Consider the following 14742-nt stretch of genomic DNA (forward strand, 5'->3'; position numbering starts at 1 on the left):
CGCCGGGGTGGCAGCATAGCCACCCCGGCGGCTCACCCCCGGTCCAGCCGGAACCGCAGGTTGTTGCGCACCGCAGGCCATTCGACGTCCAGAATCGAATAGACAACGGTGTCGCGCCGCGACCCGTCGGGCAGCAGTTGGTGGCTGCGCAGGATGCCGTCCTGCTTGGCCCCCAGTCGCTCGATGGCCGCCCGGCTGGTGGAGTTGAAGAAGTGCGTGCGGAATTCCACTGCCACACAGTTCAACTCGTCGAAGGCGTGACCCAGCAACAGCAGCTTGGCCTCGGTGTTCACCCCGGTGCGGCGTACCGAAGCGCGGTACCAGGTGTGGCCGATCTCCAGGCGGCGGTTCGGCCCGTCGATGTGCAGATAACTCGACGAGCCGACCAGCCTGCCGTCGAGGGTGCGCACCACGAACGGGAAGAGGTTCCGATCGGATAACCGGGCGCGCACCCAGGCCGCGGCCGTCTCCGACGACGGCGCGCTGGTGAACCACAGACCACCCGGGTCACCGTCGGCCGCGGCGTCGGCGATCTCGTCGACGTGGTCGACGGTCAGTGGCTCCAGCCTCACCCAGCGTTGCCCGGTGAGCACCACCGGCGCCACGAAGCTCATGACGTCTGGCCCCACGCCACCACCATGGCCAGCACCGACAGCACGGTCGCGACGGCCACCGCCGCGGCGGCCAGGTACAACCCATATCCGGCGGCGATAGGCGCGTGCACGTACAACCGGAAGTACCAGCCGATCAGCGCGCCGATGATCAACGAAAGAGACAGCGCGGCAGCCGATGCCAGCCGGGGCGACAATCGTCGCGCCGCCATCGCGGCGGCCACGATCAGCGTCGCGGCCAGCAACACGATCAGCTGCCCGACACCGAATCCGGGTGGCGGCACGTCGATGCTGCCGGCCTTCCCGCCGATTGCGCTGGCGCGCCCACCGTGGGTGGTCAGCCACGGCAGCCATGCACTGACGGCCACGACCAAGGCACACAGTGCCACCAGCCAGCCGGGACGCAGACGTGCCATACGGCTCAGGTTATCGGGTCGGCCACCGTAGTCTGGGTTGCCATGACCGATCTGCCCGAGTGGGCTCGTCAACTGGACTTGGCACCGCATCCGGAGGGCGGCTGGTACGCCGAGACCTGGCGCAGCGCGCTGACCATCCCGCAGTCGGCCCTGCCGCCGGAGTACACCGGGCCCCGCAGCGCGGGCACGGCGATCCTGTTCCTGCTGATGCCCGGTCAACAGTCGGCCTGGCACACCGTGCGCAGTGCCGAATTGTGGCTGTATCACCGGGGCAGCCCGCTGATCCTGGAGGTAGGACCGACCCAGGACGAAGCCTCCGAACTGTTGCTCGGCGCCGACATCGCCGCCGGCGAACAACCCCAGCTGATCGTCCCGCCGGGACATTGGCAGCGGGCGCGCCCCCGAGGTGATGAACCGAGCCTGGTCAGCTGTGTGGTGGTGCCCGGCTTCGACTTCGCCGACTTCGCACTGTCCGCTCCGAACCCTTAGATTTTCTGTGCATGGAGGGGCACATCATCGTGTGCGGCGCGGACGCGCTCGCCGAGCGCATCGCCGGTGAACTGCGCGGCGCCGGCGCCACCGTCGTGCCCGTGCAGGACCCGCGCACCCTGGACACCGCCGACGTGCCGTCAGCCACCGCGGTGGTCTGCGTCGGCGAGGACGACGCCGTCAACCTCGAAATCGCGCTGCTGGCACGGCAACTCAGCCCACGGGTACGGGTGGTGGCCCGGCTGGCCAACGGGGTGCTGCGGGAGGCCGTGGCGTACGGCAATGGTCCCGGTGCCATCCTCGACGTCGCCGATCTGGCCGCCCCGTCGGTGGTCGAGGCCTGCCTGTCCCGCACCACCCACACCATCGCGGTCGCCGGCATCGACTTCGTCGTCTCCGGCACCGAGGTGCCGCGGGCCGGAACCCTGCGCGAGATCTACGGCGACCTGGCCCCGGTCGCGGTGATCCACCGCGACGCCTCGGTGACCGCCTGCCCCGGCCGGGATGTCACCGTGCACGAGGGCGACTGGACCGCCATGATCGGCACCGCCGACGAACTGGCCGCCCAGGGCATCGCGGTGTCGAAACCGCTGGCGCACAACAAGGTACGCCGGCCGTTGCGGCGGCTGACCGACGCCGTGCGGGTGGTCCGCGACGACATCAACCCGATGTTCTATCGCGCGCTGGCGGTGTCGCTGGCCCTGTTGATCGGGTCGACGGTGTTGCTCCGGTACACCTATCAGCGACCGCCGGGAATGAGCTGGATCGACGCCCTCTATTTCAGCACCGAGACCATCGCCACCGTCGGCTACGGCGATTTCAGCTTCATGGAGCAACCCGCCTGGCTGCGACTGTGGGGTATCGGGCTGATGTTCGCCGGTGTCACCACCACCGCGATCCTGGTGGCGTTCATCGCCGACGTGCTGTTGTCGCGCCGCCTCGCCCAATCCGCGGGGCTGCGCCGGGCGCGGCACCTGCACGACCACGTCATCGTCGTCGGCCTGGGCTCCTTCGGGATCCGGGTGGTCGACGACCTGGTGCGGGCCGGCTACGACGTCGCCGTCATCGAACGCGACGAGGACAACCGCTTCCTGGCCACCGCCCGCGCCCTCGACGTGCCGATCATCTTCGGCGACGCCACCGTCCGCGAGACGCTGGAGTCGGCCCGGGTGGGGCACGCCCGCGCGGTGGCCGTGCTGACCGCCAACGACATGGTCAACATCGAAACCGGGATCGTGCTGCGCGAGCACGCCCCGGACACGACCGTGGTGCTGCGGGTGTACGACCGGGTGCTGGGCGCGGCGGTCGCGCAGCGCTTCGGGTTCGAGAATGTGCGCTCCACCGTGGAACTGGCGGCGCCGTGGTTCATCGGCGCCGCGCTCGGCCTGCAGGTGTTGGGCACCTTCTCGGCCGGACAGCATTCGTTCATGGTCGGCGGGGTCCGGGTGGAGACCGGCAGCGAACTGGACGGGGTGCGGATGGCCGACCTGTCCACCCAGACCCGCGTCATCGCGATCACCCGGCCCGGTGTCGCGACGCGGCTGCATCCGCGTCGCGACACCCAGCTCAGCGCTGGTGACACCGCGTATCTGGTGGGCCCCTACCGGGAACTGCTGGCCACCTTGAGCAAGGGCCAGGCTACGACAGCGACGACAGGTTGAAGCCCGCCCCGGTCGGGTCGGTGACCGCGGCCAGCCGGCCGTACGGGGTGTCCTCGGCCTCGCGCACCACGGCGCCGCCGTTGTCGACGATCAGCTGCTGGGTCTTGTCCACGTCCTCGGCGCCCAGGAAGAAGAACCAGTTCGACGGTTCGCCGGCCGCCATGAACGCGGTGCCGTCCATCACGCCGAGCAGCTGCTGTCCGTCGAATACGGCCGTGCTGTAGCGGAATTCGTCGGTGTCCCCGGTGACCTCGGTCTGCCAGCCGAACACCTGCACGTAGAAGTCGAGCACCTTGGCGAAGTCCAGCGTCGTCAGCTGATGCCACACCGGCGCCCCGGCGACACCGGTGACCTCGGTGCCCAGGTGACCGGTGGGCTGCCACAGACCCACCACCCCGCCACTGGGATCCGACACCATCGCCATCCGGCCTTTGGCCGGGATGTCCATGGCGCCGCCGCAGGTGTTCCCGCCGGCGGCGGTGACCTTGGCCAGGGTGGCGTCCACGTCGGCGGTGTGCAGGTAGGTGTTCCAGCGATCCGGCATGCCCCACTGCGGATCGTTGGACATCAGCCCCGCGACGGGCTTGCCGTCGACGAAGGCCGTGACATAACCGCCGTATTCGGGACCGGAGCCTTCGAACGTCCAGCCGAAGACGGTGCCGTAGAAGCGTTGGGCCGCCTCGATGTCCGAGGTGGTCAGGTCGATCCAGCAGGGTGCGCCGAGTGGAGTAGTCATGCCGGTGTTGACCGGCCGGCGACGCGAAACTCATCGCGGGCGGGTTTGTGCGAACGCTCTAGGAGAACAGCACCTTGAACTGGTTCAGCGACTCCTGAATATCGGAGCGCAGCGAGGCGGCCACCACCATGCCGATCGGCCCGAACAACGCCGGCCCGCCCAGGTGGATGTCCAACTGCACCGCCGACCCGTCGGTCACCGGCTTCACCCTGGCGATCAGCTTGACCTTCACCCCACCCTTGCCGTCCCCGTTGAGGGTCATCGACTCCGGCGGCTTGTAGTTCACGATCGTCCAGTTCACCCGGTTGGCCATGCCCTTGACCTCGACGATCGAGTCGATCCGGGTGCCTTTTTCCAGGGTGTCGGGCAGCGGCGAGCGCCACACCCGGTGGATGCTCAGCCATTCCTTGAACCGGGACAGATCCGACGCGGCTTCCCACGCCTTTTCCGGGGCCAGCGGGACATCGATGGAAACGGATAGCTTGGCCATCTACGCCTGGGGGGTGGGGTCGATGTTGTGCGCCGCGTTCTTGGCCGCTTCCTGCGCCTTGTCCACGATGCCCTGGTACTTGTCGCCGGTCTTCTCGTCCACGATGTCGCCGACCTTGTCGATCGCGGCGTCCACCTTGTCCGCGTTCTCGGCGATCAGGTTCTTCGCCTTGTCCAGAAAACTCATGGACTCACCTTATCGCCACAGTTTGCGGGGCTCGCCGGACAGTCGGCCCTGAACCCACCACAACACCTCGACCACCGTGGCCGCCACCACACCGATACCCAGCGCCATCGACGTCAGCGCGGCATTGCTGGGATCAAGCATGAACTTCTCCTGGGCCAGCGGGAGCGCGAAGATGACCACGTAGGCCAGCGCGGACACCACCACCAGCGCCACCCGCCACCACTGATAGGGGCGGGCCACCACGGCCAGCACCCACACCGCTCCCACCAGCAGGGTGATCAGCGCGGCCGTGGACGCCTGGGTCTGCTCGGCGGGCGTGGCATTGCGGCCCTGATACGCCAGCAGGTAGCAGACGAAGGTGGCCACCCCGACGACGACGCCGTTGGGCAGCGCCGAGGTCATCACCCGGCGGACGAAGCCGGAATGGGCCCGCTCGTTGTTGGGCGCCAGCGACAGGATGAACGCCGGGATGCCGATGGTGAACCAGGCGGCGATGGTGACGTGGATCGGCTGGAACGGGTACAGCAGCGGATCGGAGCCGAAGATCTTGGCCGACAGCCCGCCAATGCCCACCAGCGCCGCCAGCAGCACCGAGTACACCGTCTTGGTGAGGAACAGGTTGGAGACCCGTTCGATATTGCCGATCACCCGCCGGCCCTCGCCGACCACGTAGGGCAGGGTGGCGAACTTGTTGTCCAGCAACACGATCTGCGCCACCGCGCGTGAGGCCGAACTGCCCGATCCCATGGCCACGCCGATATCGGCGTCCTTGAGTGCGAGCACGTCGTTGACACCGTCACCGGTCATCGCGACGGTGTGCCCGCGCGACTGCAGGGCGTGCACCATGGCGCGCTTCTGGTCGGGGCGGACCCGGCCGAAGGTGGTGTATTCGTCCAGGGCGTCGGCCAGTTGATCCGGTTCCTGGGGCAACCGGCGGGCATCGAGGGTTTCCCCGTGCAGGCCCAGCGTGCCGGCCACCGCACCGACCGACACCGCGTTGTCGCCGGAGATCACCTTCACCGAGACCTTCTGCGAGGCAAAGTAATCCAGCGTGTCCCGGGCGTCGGGCCGGACCCGTTGTTCCAGCACGACCAACGCGACGGGGGTGACGGTGCCGGGGGCATCCACCGCGTCGACGGACCGGTCCGAGGACCCGAGCAGCAGCACCCGCAGGCCTTGCGCCCCGATCCGTTCGGCTTGTTCGGCTTCGGCGGACACCGGATCGAGCAGCACGTCGGGGGCGCCGATCACCCAGTTGCCGTGTGCGCCGTAGGAGGCACCGCTCCACTTGGTGGCGGACTTGAACGGGGCCGACGCGGTCTGAATCCAGCCCGGCGGCATCTTGTAGGCCTCGGCGATGGCGGCCATGCTGGCGTTGGGGCGGGCGTCGTCGGCGGCCAGCTGGGCCAGCACCGCGGCCACATCCTCTGTGCCAATCCCCCGGTCGCTGCGCTCTTGCCCGCCGGCGTTCAAAGACTTGAGATCGCTGACCCGCATACCGTTCTCGGTCAGCGTGCCGGTCTTGTCGGCGCACACCACGTCGACGCGGGCCAGGCCCTCGATGGCGGGCAGCTCTTGCACCAGGCACTGCCGGCGGCCCAGCCGCACCACGCCCACGGCGAACGCGATCGAGGTCATCAGCACCAGGCCCTCGGGGACCATCGGCACCAGCGCCCCGACCATGCGCAGCACCGATTCCCGCCAACCGACGTCGGTGGTGAATAGCTGCGTGTAGATGATCAGCGCGCCGGCAGGCCACAGCAGGTAGGTGATGAACTGCAGGATCTTGTTGATACCGCTGCGCAATTCGGATTTGACCAGGGTGAACTTGCTGGCCTCCTCGGCCAGTTTGGCCGCGTAAGCCTCGCGCCCCACCTTGGTGGCCCGGTAGGCCCCGCTGCCGGCCACCACGAAACTGCCGGACATGACGTGATCGCCGGCATCTTTCTGGATGGGGTCGGCTTCGCCGGTGAGCAGCGACTCGTCCACCTCGAGGTTGGTCTCCTCCAGCACCTCCCCGTCGACGATGATCTGGTCCCCGGGGCCCAGTTCGATGATGTCGTCGAGCACGACCTCGTTGGGGGCGAGTTCTCTGGTGCCGGATTGCCTGCGCACCAACGGTTTCGTCTGCCCGACGATCGCCAGCCGGTCCAGGGTCTGCTTGGCGCGCAGTTCCTGGATGATGCCGATGGCCGAGTTCGCGACGATCAGCAAGCCGAACAAGCCGTTGATCACCGAGCCGGTGGCCAGCACGATGGCGAACAGCACGCCGAGAATCGCGTTGATGCGGGTGAACACGTTGGCGCGCACGATCTCCGACACGCTGCGCGCGGCGCGGGTGGGCACGTCGTTGGTGTGCCCGTCAGCCACCCGCTGGGCGACCTCGGTGTCGGAGAGGCCGCTGATGACTGTCGTCATTTGGTGAATACCGCCTCGTCGTAGTACTCCAGCGTGAGCTTCGGCCCGTCGAAGGTGGCCTTGGAAATGCTGCCCGGCGGCGAATTCTCGGTGATCATCGCGAAGGTGAACGTGTTGCCGTCCCAGTGCGTCAGGTCGACGGTGTCCCCGCGCGGCCCCAGTGTCAGGGTGAGTCGGCCGTCGCGCTCCGCCACGACGGCCGGACCCCAGTACACGTTGCGGTAGGCGCCGACGAAACTCGACAAGGGTTGCGCGGGAGCGGGGTGCGCCGGCGGCTGCTGCCCCACCAACGACCCGACCGGTTCCGAGAGCGCCGACAACGCGGGGTGATACAACCCGTACCAATCCTCACGCACCGCACCGAACTGGACCAGGTCGGCGAATTCGGCGGTCAGCGCCTCGGCGACACCGGACGGGGTGGCGTTGGTCAGCGCGACGATCCCCACGTCGGCGGACGGCAGCAGCAGGATGTTGGTCCCGGCGCCGAGCTGGAACGCACCGGAATGACTGAGTTCAACCCGCGCCGCCGAAGTGGTCCCGACGTTGAACCCGAAACCGTAAGAGCCCGTACGCATCGCGGGTTCCGCGGGCGGATTCGACACCACCTGGGGACTGAGCGCGGGCAGCAGCGCCTTCGGGTCCACGATGGGGCGGCCACCGAAGCTGCCGTTCGCCAGCACCATGGCCAGCCAGTGCGTCATGTCGTTGACCGACGAGCTGGCGCCACCGGCCGGCGCCTGTTGGTCGGCGTCGCGGACGAACTTCGGCTGATACCCGCCGTCGATGCGGATGTGCCCGACGGCGCGGTCCTTACGGGCTTGGTAATCGGCGAACCGGAAACTGGTGGAACTCATGCCGAGCGGGCCGAACAGCGCGTCCTGGCCCAGTTGGTCCCACGGCCGCCCCGCCGCCGCGGCCACCGCCTCGGCGCCGGCGGTCAGACCGAAGTTGGTGTAGGCGTAGGAGATCCGGAACGGGTCCAGCGGCAGTTGGCGCAGCTTCTCCAGTACCGCCCGGCGGTCATAGCCCAGATCTTCGAGCAGGTCCCCGGCGTGGTCGGGCAGGCCGGAGCGGTGGGAGAACAGGTCGCCGACGGTCACCATGCGGGTGACGGCGGGATCCGACAGCGCGAACCACGGCAGCTTGTCGACGACGGGGGTGTCCCAGCCGATCGTGCGCTCGCCGACCTGGTGGGCCACCACGGTGGCGCTCAGCGATTTGGACACCGAGGCCAGTTGGAAGACGGTGTCCGGCCCCACCTTGTTGGCCGCACCGTCACCGGCGCTGTTGTCTTTGACGCCGAAGCCTTTGGCGTACACCGTTTTTCCGCCGTGCACCACCGCGACCGCGAGGCCGGGAATGCCCGAGGTGCGCATCAGCTCCTCGGCGATGCCGTCCAGCTTGCCGACGGCGTTCTCGACGGCATTGTCGGGCAAGGGCATTGCCGGGACCAGCGGGGGCGGTACCCCGGGCGCCGGCGGTTTCGGGGCGTCAGCGGGCCGCGGCGCGGCGCAGCCGGCCAGCAGCGCCACCACCGCGATGCCCAGCAATATGCGTCTCACAGGCAAGCACGCTAGCCGCTCAACGCCCGCCACCACGTGTCTATCGGCCGCCCCGTCGCGGCGGCGTCCACCCGCTGCCCCGGTTTCGGCGCCGCCACCGTCACCCCTTCGGCCGATGCGGCGGTCAGCAGCCGCTCGACGGGTTCGGACCACGGGTGCGGCGCCAGCCGGAAGGTGGCCCAGTGGATCGGCACGAACAGGCCGGTGTCGGTGACGTCGCGGTGGGCGCGCACGGCGTCTTCGGGGTTCATGTGGATATCGGGCCAGCCGGGGTGATACGCCCCGATCGGCATCAGCGTCAGGTCGAACGGGCCGTAGTCGGTGCCGATCGCGGCGAAGCCGTTGGTGTAGCCGGTGTCACCGCCGAAGAAGGCGCGGTGCCGCGGCCCGATCACCGCCCACGACGACCACAGCGTGGTGTTGCGGGTCAAGAACCGGCCCGAGAAGTGCCGGGCCGGGGTGCAGACCAGGGTGAGCTCGCCCAGCGTCGCGCTCTCGTCCCAGTCCAGTTCGACGATCCGTTCCGGCGGGATCCCCCAGATGCGCAGGTGCGCGCCGATCCCGAGCGGGACATAGAACTTGGCCCGCTGGGACCGGGCCAGGCCCTTGATGGTGTCGATGTCCAGGTGGTCGTAGTGGTCGTGGCTGATGATCACCGCGTCGATGGCGGGCAGTGCGTCCAACTCCGCCGGCACGGGGTGCAGCCGCTGCGGCCCGACCGCGCGGGACGGCGAGCAGCGCTCGCTCCACACCGGGTCGGCCAGCACCCGATAGCCGTCGACCTCGATGACCACCGAGGAGTGGCCGTACCAGGTGGCCGCCAGGTCGGTGGCCGGGGCGGTCGAGGTCGGCCGGATCAGGGGGATCTCGCCGGCCGGGCGCTGGCGTTGTCCCCCGGACAGCAGGTCACGGACGAGCAACCACTGTTCCTGCCGGGTCAGCTGCACCTCGGAGGCCGGTTCGCGGTTGACGAACGTGCCGCCGTGGTAGTTCGGGGACGCCTTCGCCGCGCTGCCGATATCGGCGGCACCCAGCGACTCGGGTGCGCCGCGCAGTGCGCGCAGCACCCATCCGCCGGCCACCAGCGCCGCGGTGCCACCGAACACCCGGGCCGCTTCGGCGATCATCACGCACCCTGGAAGTTGGGCGGTCGTTTCTCGAAGCGGGCGACCTGGGCTTCGATGACGTCCGGGCTGGCCCAGGCCTTGTTGAACATCCGGGTGTGGTCACCGCGCACGTTGTCGTAGGCGCCGTCGTCGTTGAGCACCCGCTTGGAGTGGGCGATGGACAGCGGCGCGTAGCCGGCGATCTCGGCCGCCCATTCCTGCGCGTCGGCCAGGGTGCCGGTCCGGTTGACCATCCCGGTCATCAGCGCGGTCTCCAGGTCCAGCCGTTCAGCGGCGATCAGCATGCCGCGGGCCCGGCCGTGACCAACCAGCGAGACGAGCCGGCGGATGCTCCAGTTGTCCAGGGCCAAGCCGTATTTGGCGATCGGGAACTGGAAGTAGGCACCGGGTGCTGCCACCCGCAGATCGCAGATCATCGCCAGGATGACACCGGCGCCGATCGCCGGGCCGTTGAGCGCGGCGATGATCGGCACCGGGCTGGCGTCGATCGCGAGGTTGAGCGCCAGCGCCTTGTCCGGCAGGTCCTTGGCCACCCCCTCGGCGTCGGACAGGTCGGCGCCAGCGCTGAACACGGTGCCCTGCCCGGTGAGGACGATGGCCCGGACATCCAGTGCACCGGCTTTCTCGATCTCTTCGCGCAGCCCGTCGACGAGTGCGCCGTTGAGCGCATTGCGCCGCTCGGCGCGCTGCATTTCCAGGGTCAGGACTTTGCCGTCCCGCGTCACACCGATCATGGTCGCCAGCCTATATAGGTTCGTCCGGCAGCTCCCTGGGGCCGGGTTTGTGCGTCCCCATCCGCCGCGGTCGGCGGGTCGCGTATGAATCCGCACACCCGCGCCCGACTACCCTCATCCTGTGAGCCGCAGCCCAGCCCTCGCAGTCCGCGACGCCGTCCTCGACTGGGGCTCGTTCCGCAGCTGGGACGCCCCGCCGCTGCAGGTGCCCACCTCGGCGGCCTACCGCAAGGAACTGGACGACGCGCGGGCCCGCTCCGGGCTGGACGAGTCGGTGATCACCGGCGAGGGCACCGTGCGGGGCCGCCGCGTGGCGGTCCTGGCCTGCGAGTTCGACTTCCTGGCCGGGTCCATCGGGGTGGCCGCGGCCGAGCGGATCACCGCGGCGATCCAGCGGGCCACCGCCGAGCGGCTGCCGCTGCTGGCCTCCCCCAGTTCGGGCGGCACCCGGATGCAGGAGGGCACCGTGGCCTTCCTGCAGATGGTGAAGATCGCCGCGGCCGTCGAACTGCACAAGCGCGCGCACCTGCCCTACATCGTCTATCTGCGCCACCCCACCACCGGCGGCGTCTTCGCGTCCTGGGGGTCACTCGGGCATGTCACGGCCGCCGAACCGGGCGCCCTGATTGGCTTCCTGGGGCCCCGGGTCTACGAGCATCTCTACGGTGAGCCGTTCCCCGAAGGGGTGCAGACCGCGGAGAACCTGTTCCGGCACGGGGTGATCGACGGCGTGGTCCCGGTGCAGGCCCTGCGCGGGGTGCTCGACCGCACGCTCTCGGTGCTGTGCGATCCGCCCGGGCCGGCCCCCGAGGCACCCGAGTTGCAGCCGATCCCGGACATCCCGGCGTGGGAGTCGGTGACGGCATCGCGGCGCCCCGACCGCCCCAACGCCGAGTTCGTGCTGCGGCACGGCAGCACCGACCCGGTCCCGCTGTCGGGTTCCGGCGGGCAGGAGCGCAGCGACCGGGGAATCGGCAGCGGGAGTGAGTCCGGGCAGATGCTGCTGGCACTGACCCGGTTCGGCGGCCAGCCGGCCGTGGTCCTCGGTCAGCAGCGGATGGGGACGCTGGGTCCGGCTGCGCTGCGGGAGGCCCGGCGCGGGATGGCGCTGGCGGTGGGGCTGCGGCTGCCGTTGGTCTCGATCATCGACACCAGCGGCCCGGCACTGTCGGCGGAGGCCGAACAGGGCGGGCTGGCCGGTGAGATCGCCCGCTGCCTGGCCGAATTGGTGACGCTGGACACCCCGACGGTGTCGGTGCTGCTGGGTCAGGGCAGCGGCGGCCCGGCGCTGGCCATGGTGCCCGCCGACCGGGTGCTGGCCGCCCAGCACGGCTGGCTGGCGCCGTTGCCGCCGGAAGGGGCCAGCGCCATCGTCTTCCGCGACACCAGCCATGCCCCGGAACTATCTGCGGCACAAGGCATTCGATCGGCAGACCTGCTACGCAACGGGATCGTGGACGTCATCGTCGACGAACGCAACGACGCGGCCGACGAGCCGCTGGCCTTCACCGCCAGGTTGTCGGCGACCATCGCCGGCGAACTGCACCGGTTGCGCACCATGCCCGAGGCCGAACGGCTCGGCCTGCGGCTGCACCGCTATCGGCAGATCGGGCTCACACCTCGATAGGCGGTTTCAGCCGCTCCATGGTGTACTGCCGGTCTCTTCGAGCCGCGAACGAACTGGCCGCCAGCGACACCACCAGCACCCCGGAGAGCACCGCGATCGCGACCCACAACCGCGAGTCGATCCCGCCGGCGATGAGTTGACGCAGGCCGTTGACGGCATACGTCATCGGGTCGACGGGGTGCAGTATCTGGAACGGTTTGGCGGTGGTCTCCACCGGATAGATTCCGCCGGCCGAAACCAGTTGGAGCATCAGGAAAGCCAGCGTCACCACCCGGCCGACCGACACCCCGAACAGCGCGTTGAACGCCTGGATCAACGCCAGGAAGGTGGCCACGATCAGCAGCAGGAAGCCCACCGTCGCGATCGGGTAGCGGGCATTCAACCCGACGCCGAAGTGCACCACCAGGTACATCACCGCCACCTGGCACACCGTGATGAGCAGGGCCGGCCAGTACGAGGCCAGCACCACCCGCAACGCGCCGAGGCCGTTGACGATGGGCCGGGACTGCATCGGCTTGAGCAGCATCCAGATGATCAGTGCGCCGATGAACAGCGCCAGCGGCAGGAAGAACGGCGCGAAGCCGGTGCCGAACGTCGCCGCGGCGTTGTGGGTCTCGATGTCCAGCGCCACCGGCGCGGCCAGGGTCTTGGCCACCTGCGTGCGCTGCTGGGGTGTCCAGGACGGCACCTGGGTGGACCCTTCTTTCAGTTTGGTCGCCAGTTCTTGGCTGCCGTCCCGCAGCTTGCTGGTGCCCGCGGCCAGCTGCGTTGCCCCGGTGGACAATTGGCTGCCGCCGTTGGCCAGTTGCACCAGCCCGCCGTTCAGTTTGCGGGCGCCGTTGTCCAGTTGATGCACCCCGTCGCGCAGTTTGACCACATCGGCGCGCAGCCCGCCGTTGAGTGCGCGGGTGAGGAACACCCGCAGCTTGCTGTTCGGGTCGCCCAGCTCGTTTTCCAGTCGGGTTGCGCTGTCGCGCAACTTGTTCAGGCCGTCGTCGGTGGTGGGGTCGATGCCCTTGGCCCGCAACAGCCGCTGCGCGCCGGCCAGCACGTCACCGGCGTCGCGTACCGTCGGGTCGGGGTTGGCCTGCAGCATGCCGACGGTCTGGTCGACGATCGCCGCGGCCTGCGCCTGGTCGATGTTGAGCGCGGCGATGCGGTCGGTGGTCGAGCGCACCGCACCGGAGAGCCGGGACGCCAGGAAGCCGACCTCGTCGGGGTCAAGCCCCAGATCGCCGACCCGGTCCAGCATGGTGATCAGCGGACCGGTGGCGGTGTCGACCGAGCCGGCCAGCTGCCGGGTGCCGGCGGCCAGCTGCGCCGAGCCGTCCCGGGCGGTCACCAAGCCCGCGGTCAGCGCGCCGGCACCGTCGGCCAGTTTGTGCGCGCCGTCGTCGGCGGCCGCGGTGCCCGCCGCCAGCTGCCCGGCTCCGTCGGCGGCCTTGACCAGCCCCGCCCCCGCGTCGGTCAGCCCGGTCAGCACCGTGCCCAGGGTGCGCTGCCCGATGCTCGCGTTCACCTGGTTGATCACCTCGCGGGCGGCGTTCTGCCCGATGATCGAGCCCAGGTAGTTGTTCGCGTCGTTGAAGGTGAACCGGATCTGCGCCTGCTCGGGCGACCCGCCCGACGGGGAGGCGATATCGGCGCTGAAGTCCTGGGGCAGCGTCACCGAGAAGTAGTACTTGCCGCTGGACACCCCGGCCGCGGCCTCGGCGGCCGACACCCGGTGCAGCTGCAGCTGCCCCGAATCGACAAGGGCGTCGGCCACTTCCGCGCCGGCGTGGATTTGCTGGCCGTCCACGTTCGCGCCGGTGTCCTCGTTGACCAGGGCCACCGGGATCTTGTTCACCTCGTTGAACGGGTTCCAGAAGGCCCACAGGTACATCGCCCCGTACAGCAGCGGCATCAGGATGACGGTCACCAGCGCGATGCGCGGCAACGCACCCCGGGAGAACCGCTTGAGATCGGTGCCAAGAGACATTCCGGCAAGCACGGCTTACTCACTCCCCACGTTGAGCTGGGCACGGACCCGTTCGTCGGCGACGCCGTTGACGGTTGCGGTGACGACGGTTTGGTTCTCCCCCAGCGCGATGAGGCGCTGCAGCACGATCTCGCGGTTCCCGTCGTCGGTGATGTGGTCGAGGTTGCCGACCACGAGCAGCGGTGGCGCCGCGGTATTGGCCAACGCGATCCGCATCAGGGTCTGCTCGAGTTCGGACAGCTCGTCGAAATAGGCGGTCAGCGACGGCAGTGGCACATCACCGAACACCGGGGCGCACAACCGTGCGAGGTCGTCGGCGCCGGCCTGGCCGATGAAGCGATACCAGGACGCGTCCCAGCGCATCTGCTCGGTGACCAGGTCACGCACCGTCACCGATTCGGCGACCCGGTCCAGTTCGTCGATGCAGGCCAGCGCCGATACCGCGAAGATCTCCCTGGCGGTGCTCCGCCCGAACACCGTGACCTGCCCTTGCACGGGTTTCATCCGCCCGGCCAGCGTCATCAGCAGGGCGGTGCGGCCGGTGCCGGTCGGATGGACCAGCACGCTGACCCCGCCGGCCTCGACGTCCAGGTCGATCGGGCCGTAGACCGGGCCCCAAGGCCCTCGCATCGTGATACCGCGGGCGGTGACTGCCGAAGCTGCTTCTGCCACTGAGCCATCTCAACACACCCGCGGCCGGCGGC

14 protein-coding genes are annotated in these 14742 nt (G+C 69.3%); 3 read left to right on the plus strand and 11 right to left on the minus strand.

The window, feature by feature from the left end:
- Window positions 1-32: 32 nt before the first annotated feature.
- Together BN977_RS09490 and BN977_RS09495 are read right to left on the minus strand one after the other, a co-directional pair.
- Window positions 33-614 carry a GNAT family N-acetyltransferase gene (locus BN977_RS09490; protein WP_036397322.1) on the minus strand — a complete coding sequence of 194 codons (582 nt, stop codon included), beginning with the start codon at window positions 612-614 and terminating at the stop codon, window positions 33-35.
- A complete protein-coding gene (locus BN977_RS09495) occupies window positions 611-1027 on the minus strand; it encodes a hypothetical protein (protein ID WP_036397323.1) in 417 nt (138 codons plus the stop codon). The genes BN977_RS09490 and BN977_RS09495 overlap by 4 nt, the downstream gene beginning before the upstream one ends.
- A gap of 42 nt (window positions 1028-1069) precedes the next feature.
- On the opposite strand from BN977_RS09495, the gene BN977_RS09500 reads away from it, so the two are divergent.
- Both BN977_RS09500 and BN977_RS09505 read left to right on the plus strand, forming a co-directional pair.
- Window positions 1070-1516, plus strand: coding sequence for a cupin domain-containing protein (locus BN977_RS09500; RefSeq protein WP_036397326.1), 447 nt, complete (start codon window positions 1070-1072; stop codon window positions 1514-1516).
- Between the two features lie 11 nt (window positions 1517-1527).
- The gene (locus BN977_RS09505; RefSeq protein ID WP_036397329.1) at window positions 1528-3177 is read left to right on the plus strand and encodes an NAD-binding protein; all 1650 of its coding nucleotides are present in this window, start codon (window positions 1528-1530) and stop codon (window positions 3175-3177) included.
- Here BN977_RS09505 and BN977_RS09510 read toward each other — a convergent pair.
- Genes BN977_RS09510 through BN977_RS09540 form a run of 7 tightly spaced genes read right to left on the minus strand, consistent with a single transcriptional unit; the run spans window position 3155 to window position 10430 of the window.
- A complete protein-coding gene (locus tag BN977_RS09510; RefSeq protein ID WP_036397331.1) occupies window positions 3155-3913 on the minus strand; it encodes a VOC family protein in 759 nt (252 codons plus the stop codon). The two genes, BN977_RS09505 and BN977_RS09510, sit on opposite strands and share 23 nt — an antisense overlap.
- 58 nt (window positions 3914-3971) lie before the next feature.
- Complete coding sequence (locus tag BN977_RS09515) at window positions 3972-4403, minus strand: type II toxin-antitoxin system Rv0910 family toxin (protein WP_036397332.1); 432 nt, start codon at window positions 4401-4403, stop codon at window positions 3972-3974.
- Window positions 4404-4589, minus strand: coding sequence for an antitoxin (locus BN977_RS09520; protein ID WP_024451988.1), 186 nt, complete (start codon window positions 4587-4589; stop codon window positions 4404-4406).
- A gap of 9 nt (window positions 4590-4598) precedes the next feature.
- The gene (locus BN977_RS09525; RefSeq protein WP_036397333.1) at window positions 4599-7007 is read right to left on the minus strand and encodes a cation-translocating P-type ATPase; all 2409 of its coding nucleotides are present in this window, start codon (window positions 7005-7007) and stop codon (window positions 4599-4601) included.
- The gene (locus tag BN977_RS09530; RefSeq protein WP_036397334.1) at window positions 7004-8569 is read right to left on the minus strand and encodes a serine hydrolase; all 1566 of its coding nucleotides are present in this window, start codon (window positions 8567-8569) and stop codon (window positions 7004-7006) included. Before BN977_RS09530 ends, BN977_RS09525 begins: the two co-directional genes overlap by 4 nt.
- A gap of 11 nt (window positions 8570-8580) precedes the next feature.
- Window positions 8581-9696, minus strand: coding sequence for an MBL fold metallo-hydrolase (locus BN977_RS09535; protein WP_036397335.1), 1116 nt, complete (start codon window positions 9694-9696; stop codon window positions 8581-8583).
- On the minus strand, window positions 9696-10430 hold the full coding sequence (locus tag BN977_RS09540) for an enoyl-CoA hydratase (RefSeq protein WP_036397336.1): 735 nt from the start codon (window positions 10428-10430) through the stop codon (window positions 9696-9698). The genes BN977_RS09535 and BN977_RS09540 overlap by 1 nt, the downstream gene beginning before the upstream one ends.
- A 121-nt stretch (window positions 10431-10551) precedes the next feature.
- On the opposite strand from BN977_RS09540, the gene BN977_RS09545 reads away from it, so the two are divergent.
- The gene (locus BN977_RS09545) at window positions 10552-12057 is read left to right on the plus strand and encodes an acetyl-coenzyme A carboxylase carboxyl transferase subunits beta/alpha (protein ID WP_036397337.1); all 1506 of its coding nucleotides are present in this window, start codon (window positions 10552-10554) and stop codon (window positions 12055-12057) included.
- Here the strand turns inward: BN977_RS09545 and BN977_RS09550 are convergent.
- Both BN977_RS09550 and BN977_RS09555 read right to left on the minus strand, forming a co-directional pair.
- Window positions 12044-14038 carry a YhgE/Pip domain-containing protein gene (locus BN977_RS09550; RefSeq protein WP_036397338.1) on the minus strand — a complete coding sequence of 665 codons (1995 nt, stop codon included), beginning with the start codon at window positions 14036-14038 and terminating at the stop codon, window positions 12044-12046. The two genes, BN977_RS09545 and BN977_RS09550, sit on opposite strands and share 14 nt — an antisense overlap.
- Window positions 14039-14053: 15 nt before the next feature.
- Window positions 14054-14668: an ATP-binding cassette domain-containing protein gene (locus BN977_RS09555; protein WP_051561219.1), complete on the minus strand. Its 615-nt coding sequence runs from the start codon at window positions 14666-14668 to the stop codon at window positions 14054-14056.
- Between the last annotated feature and the right edge of the window lie 74 nt (window positions 14669-14742).

This window comes from Mycolicibacterium cosmeticum, assembly GCF_000613185.1.
In the GTDB taxonomy this organism is placed as follows: domain Bacteria; phylum Actinomycetota; class Actinomycetes; order Mycobacteriales; family Mycobacteriaceae; genus Mycobacterium; species Mycobacterium cosmeticum.

Coding starts and splice junctions, on each gene's coding strand:
- BN977_RS09490 (WP_036397322.1), bottom strand. CDS start 614: ATGAGCTTCGTGGCGCCGGTGGTGCTCACCGGGCAACGCTGGGTGAGG.
- BN977_RS09495 (WP_036397323.1), bottom strand. CDS start 1,027: ATGGCACGTCTGCGTCCCGGCTGGCTGGTGGCACTGTGTGCCTTGGTC.
- BN977_RS09500 (WP_036397326.1), top strand. CDS start 1,070: ATGACCGATCTGCCCGAGTGGGCTCGTCAACTGGACTTGGCACCGCAT.
- BN977_RS09505 (WP_036397329.1), top strand. CDS start 1,528: ATGGAGGGGCACATCATCGTGTGCGGCGCGGACGCGCTCGCCGAGCGC.
- BN977_RS09510 (WP_036397331.1), bottom strand. CDS start 3,913: ATGACTACTCCACTCGGCGCACCCTGCTGGATCGACCTGACCACCTCG.
- BN977_RS09515 (WP_036397332.1), bottom strand. CDS start 4,403: ATGGCCAAGCTATCCGTTTCCATCGATGTCCCGCTGGCCCCGGAAAAG.
- BN977_RS09520 (WP_024451988.1), bottom strand. CDS start 4,589: ATGAGTTTTCTGGACAAGGCGAAGAACCTGATCGCCGAGAACGCGGAC.
- BN977_RS09525 (WP_036397333.1), bottom strand. CDS start 7,007: ATGACGACAGTCATCAGCGGCCTCTCCGACACCGAGGTCGCCCAGCGG.
- BN977_RS09535 (WP_036397335.1), bottom strand. CDS start 9,696: ATGATCGCCGAAGCGGCCCGGGTGTTCGGTGGCACCGCGGCGCTGGTG.
- BN977_RS09540 (WP_036397336.1), bottom strand. CDS start 10,430: ATGATCGGTGTGACGCGGGACGGCAAAGTCCTGACCCTGGAAATGCAG.
- BN977_RS09550 (WP_036397338.1), bottom strand. CDS start 14,038: ATGTCTCTTGGCACCGATCTCAAGCGGTTCTCCCGGGGTGCGTTGCCG.
- BN977_RS09555 (WP_051561219.1), bottom strand. CDS start 14,668: ATGCGAGGGCCTTGGGGCCCGGTCTACGGCCCGATCGACCTGGACGTC.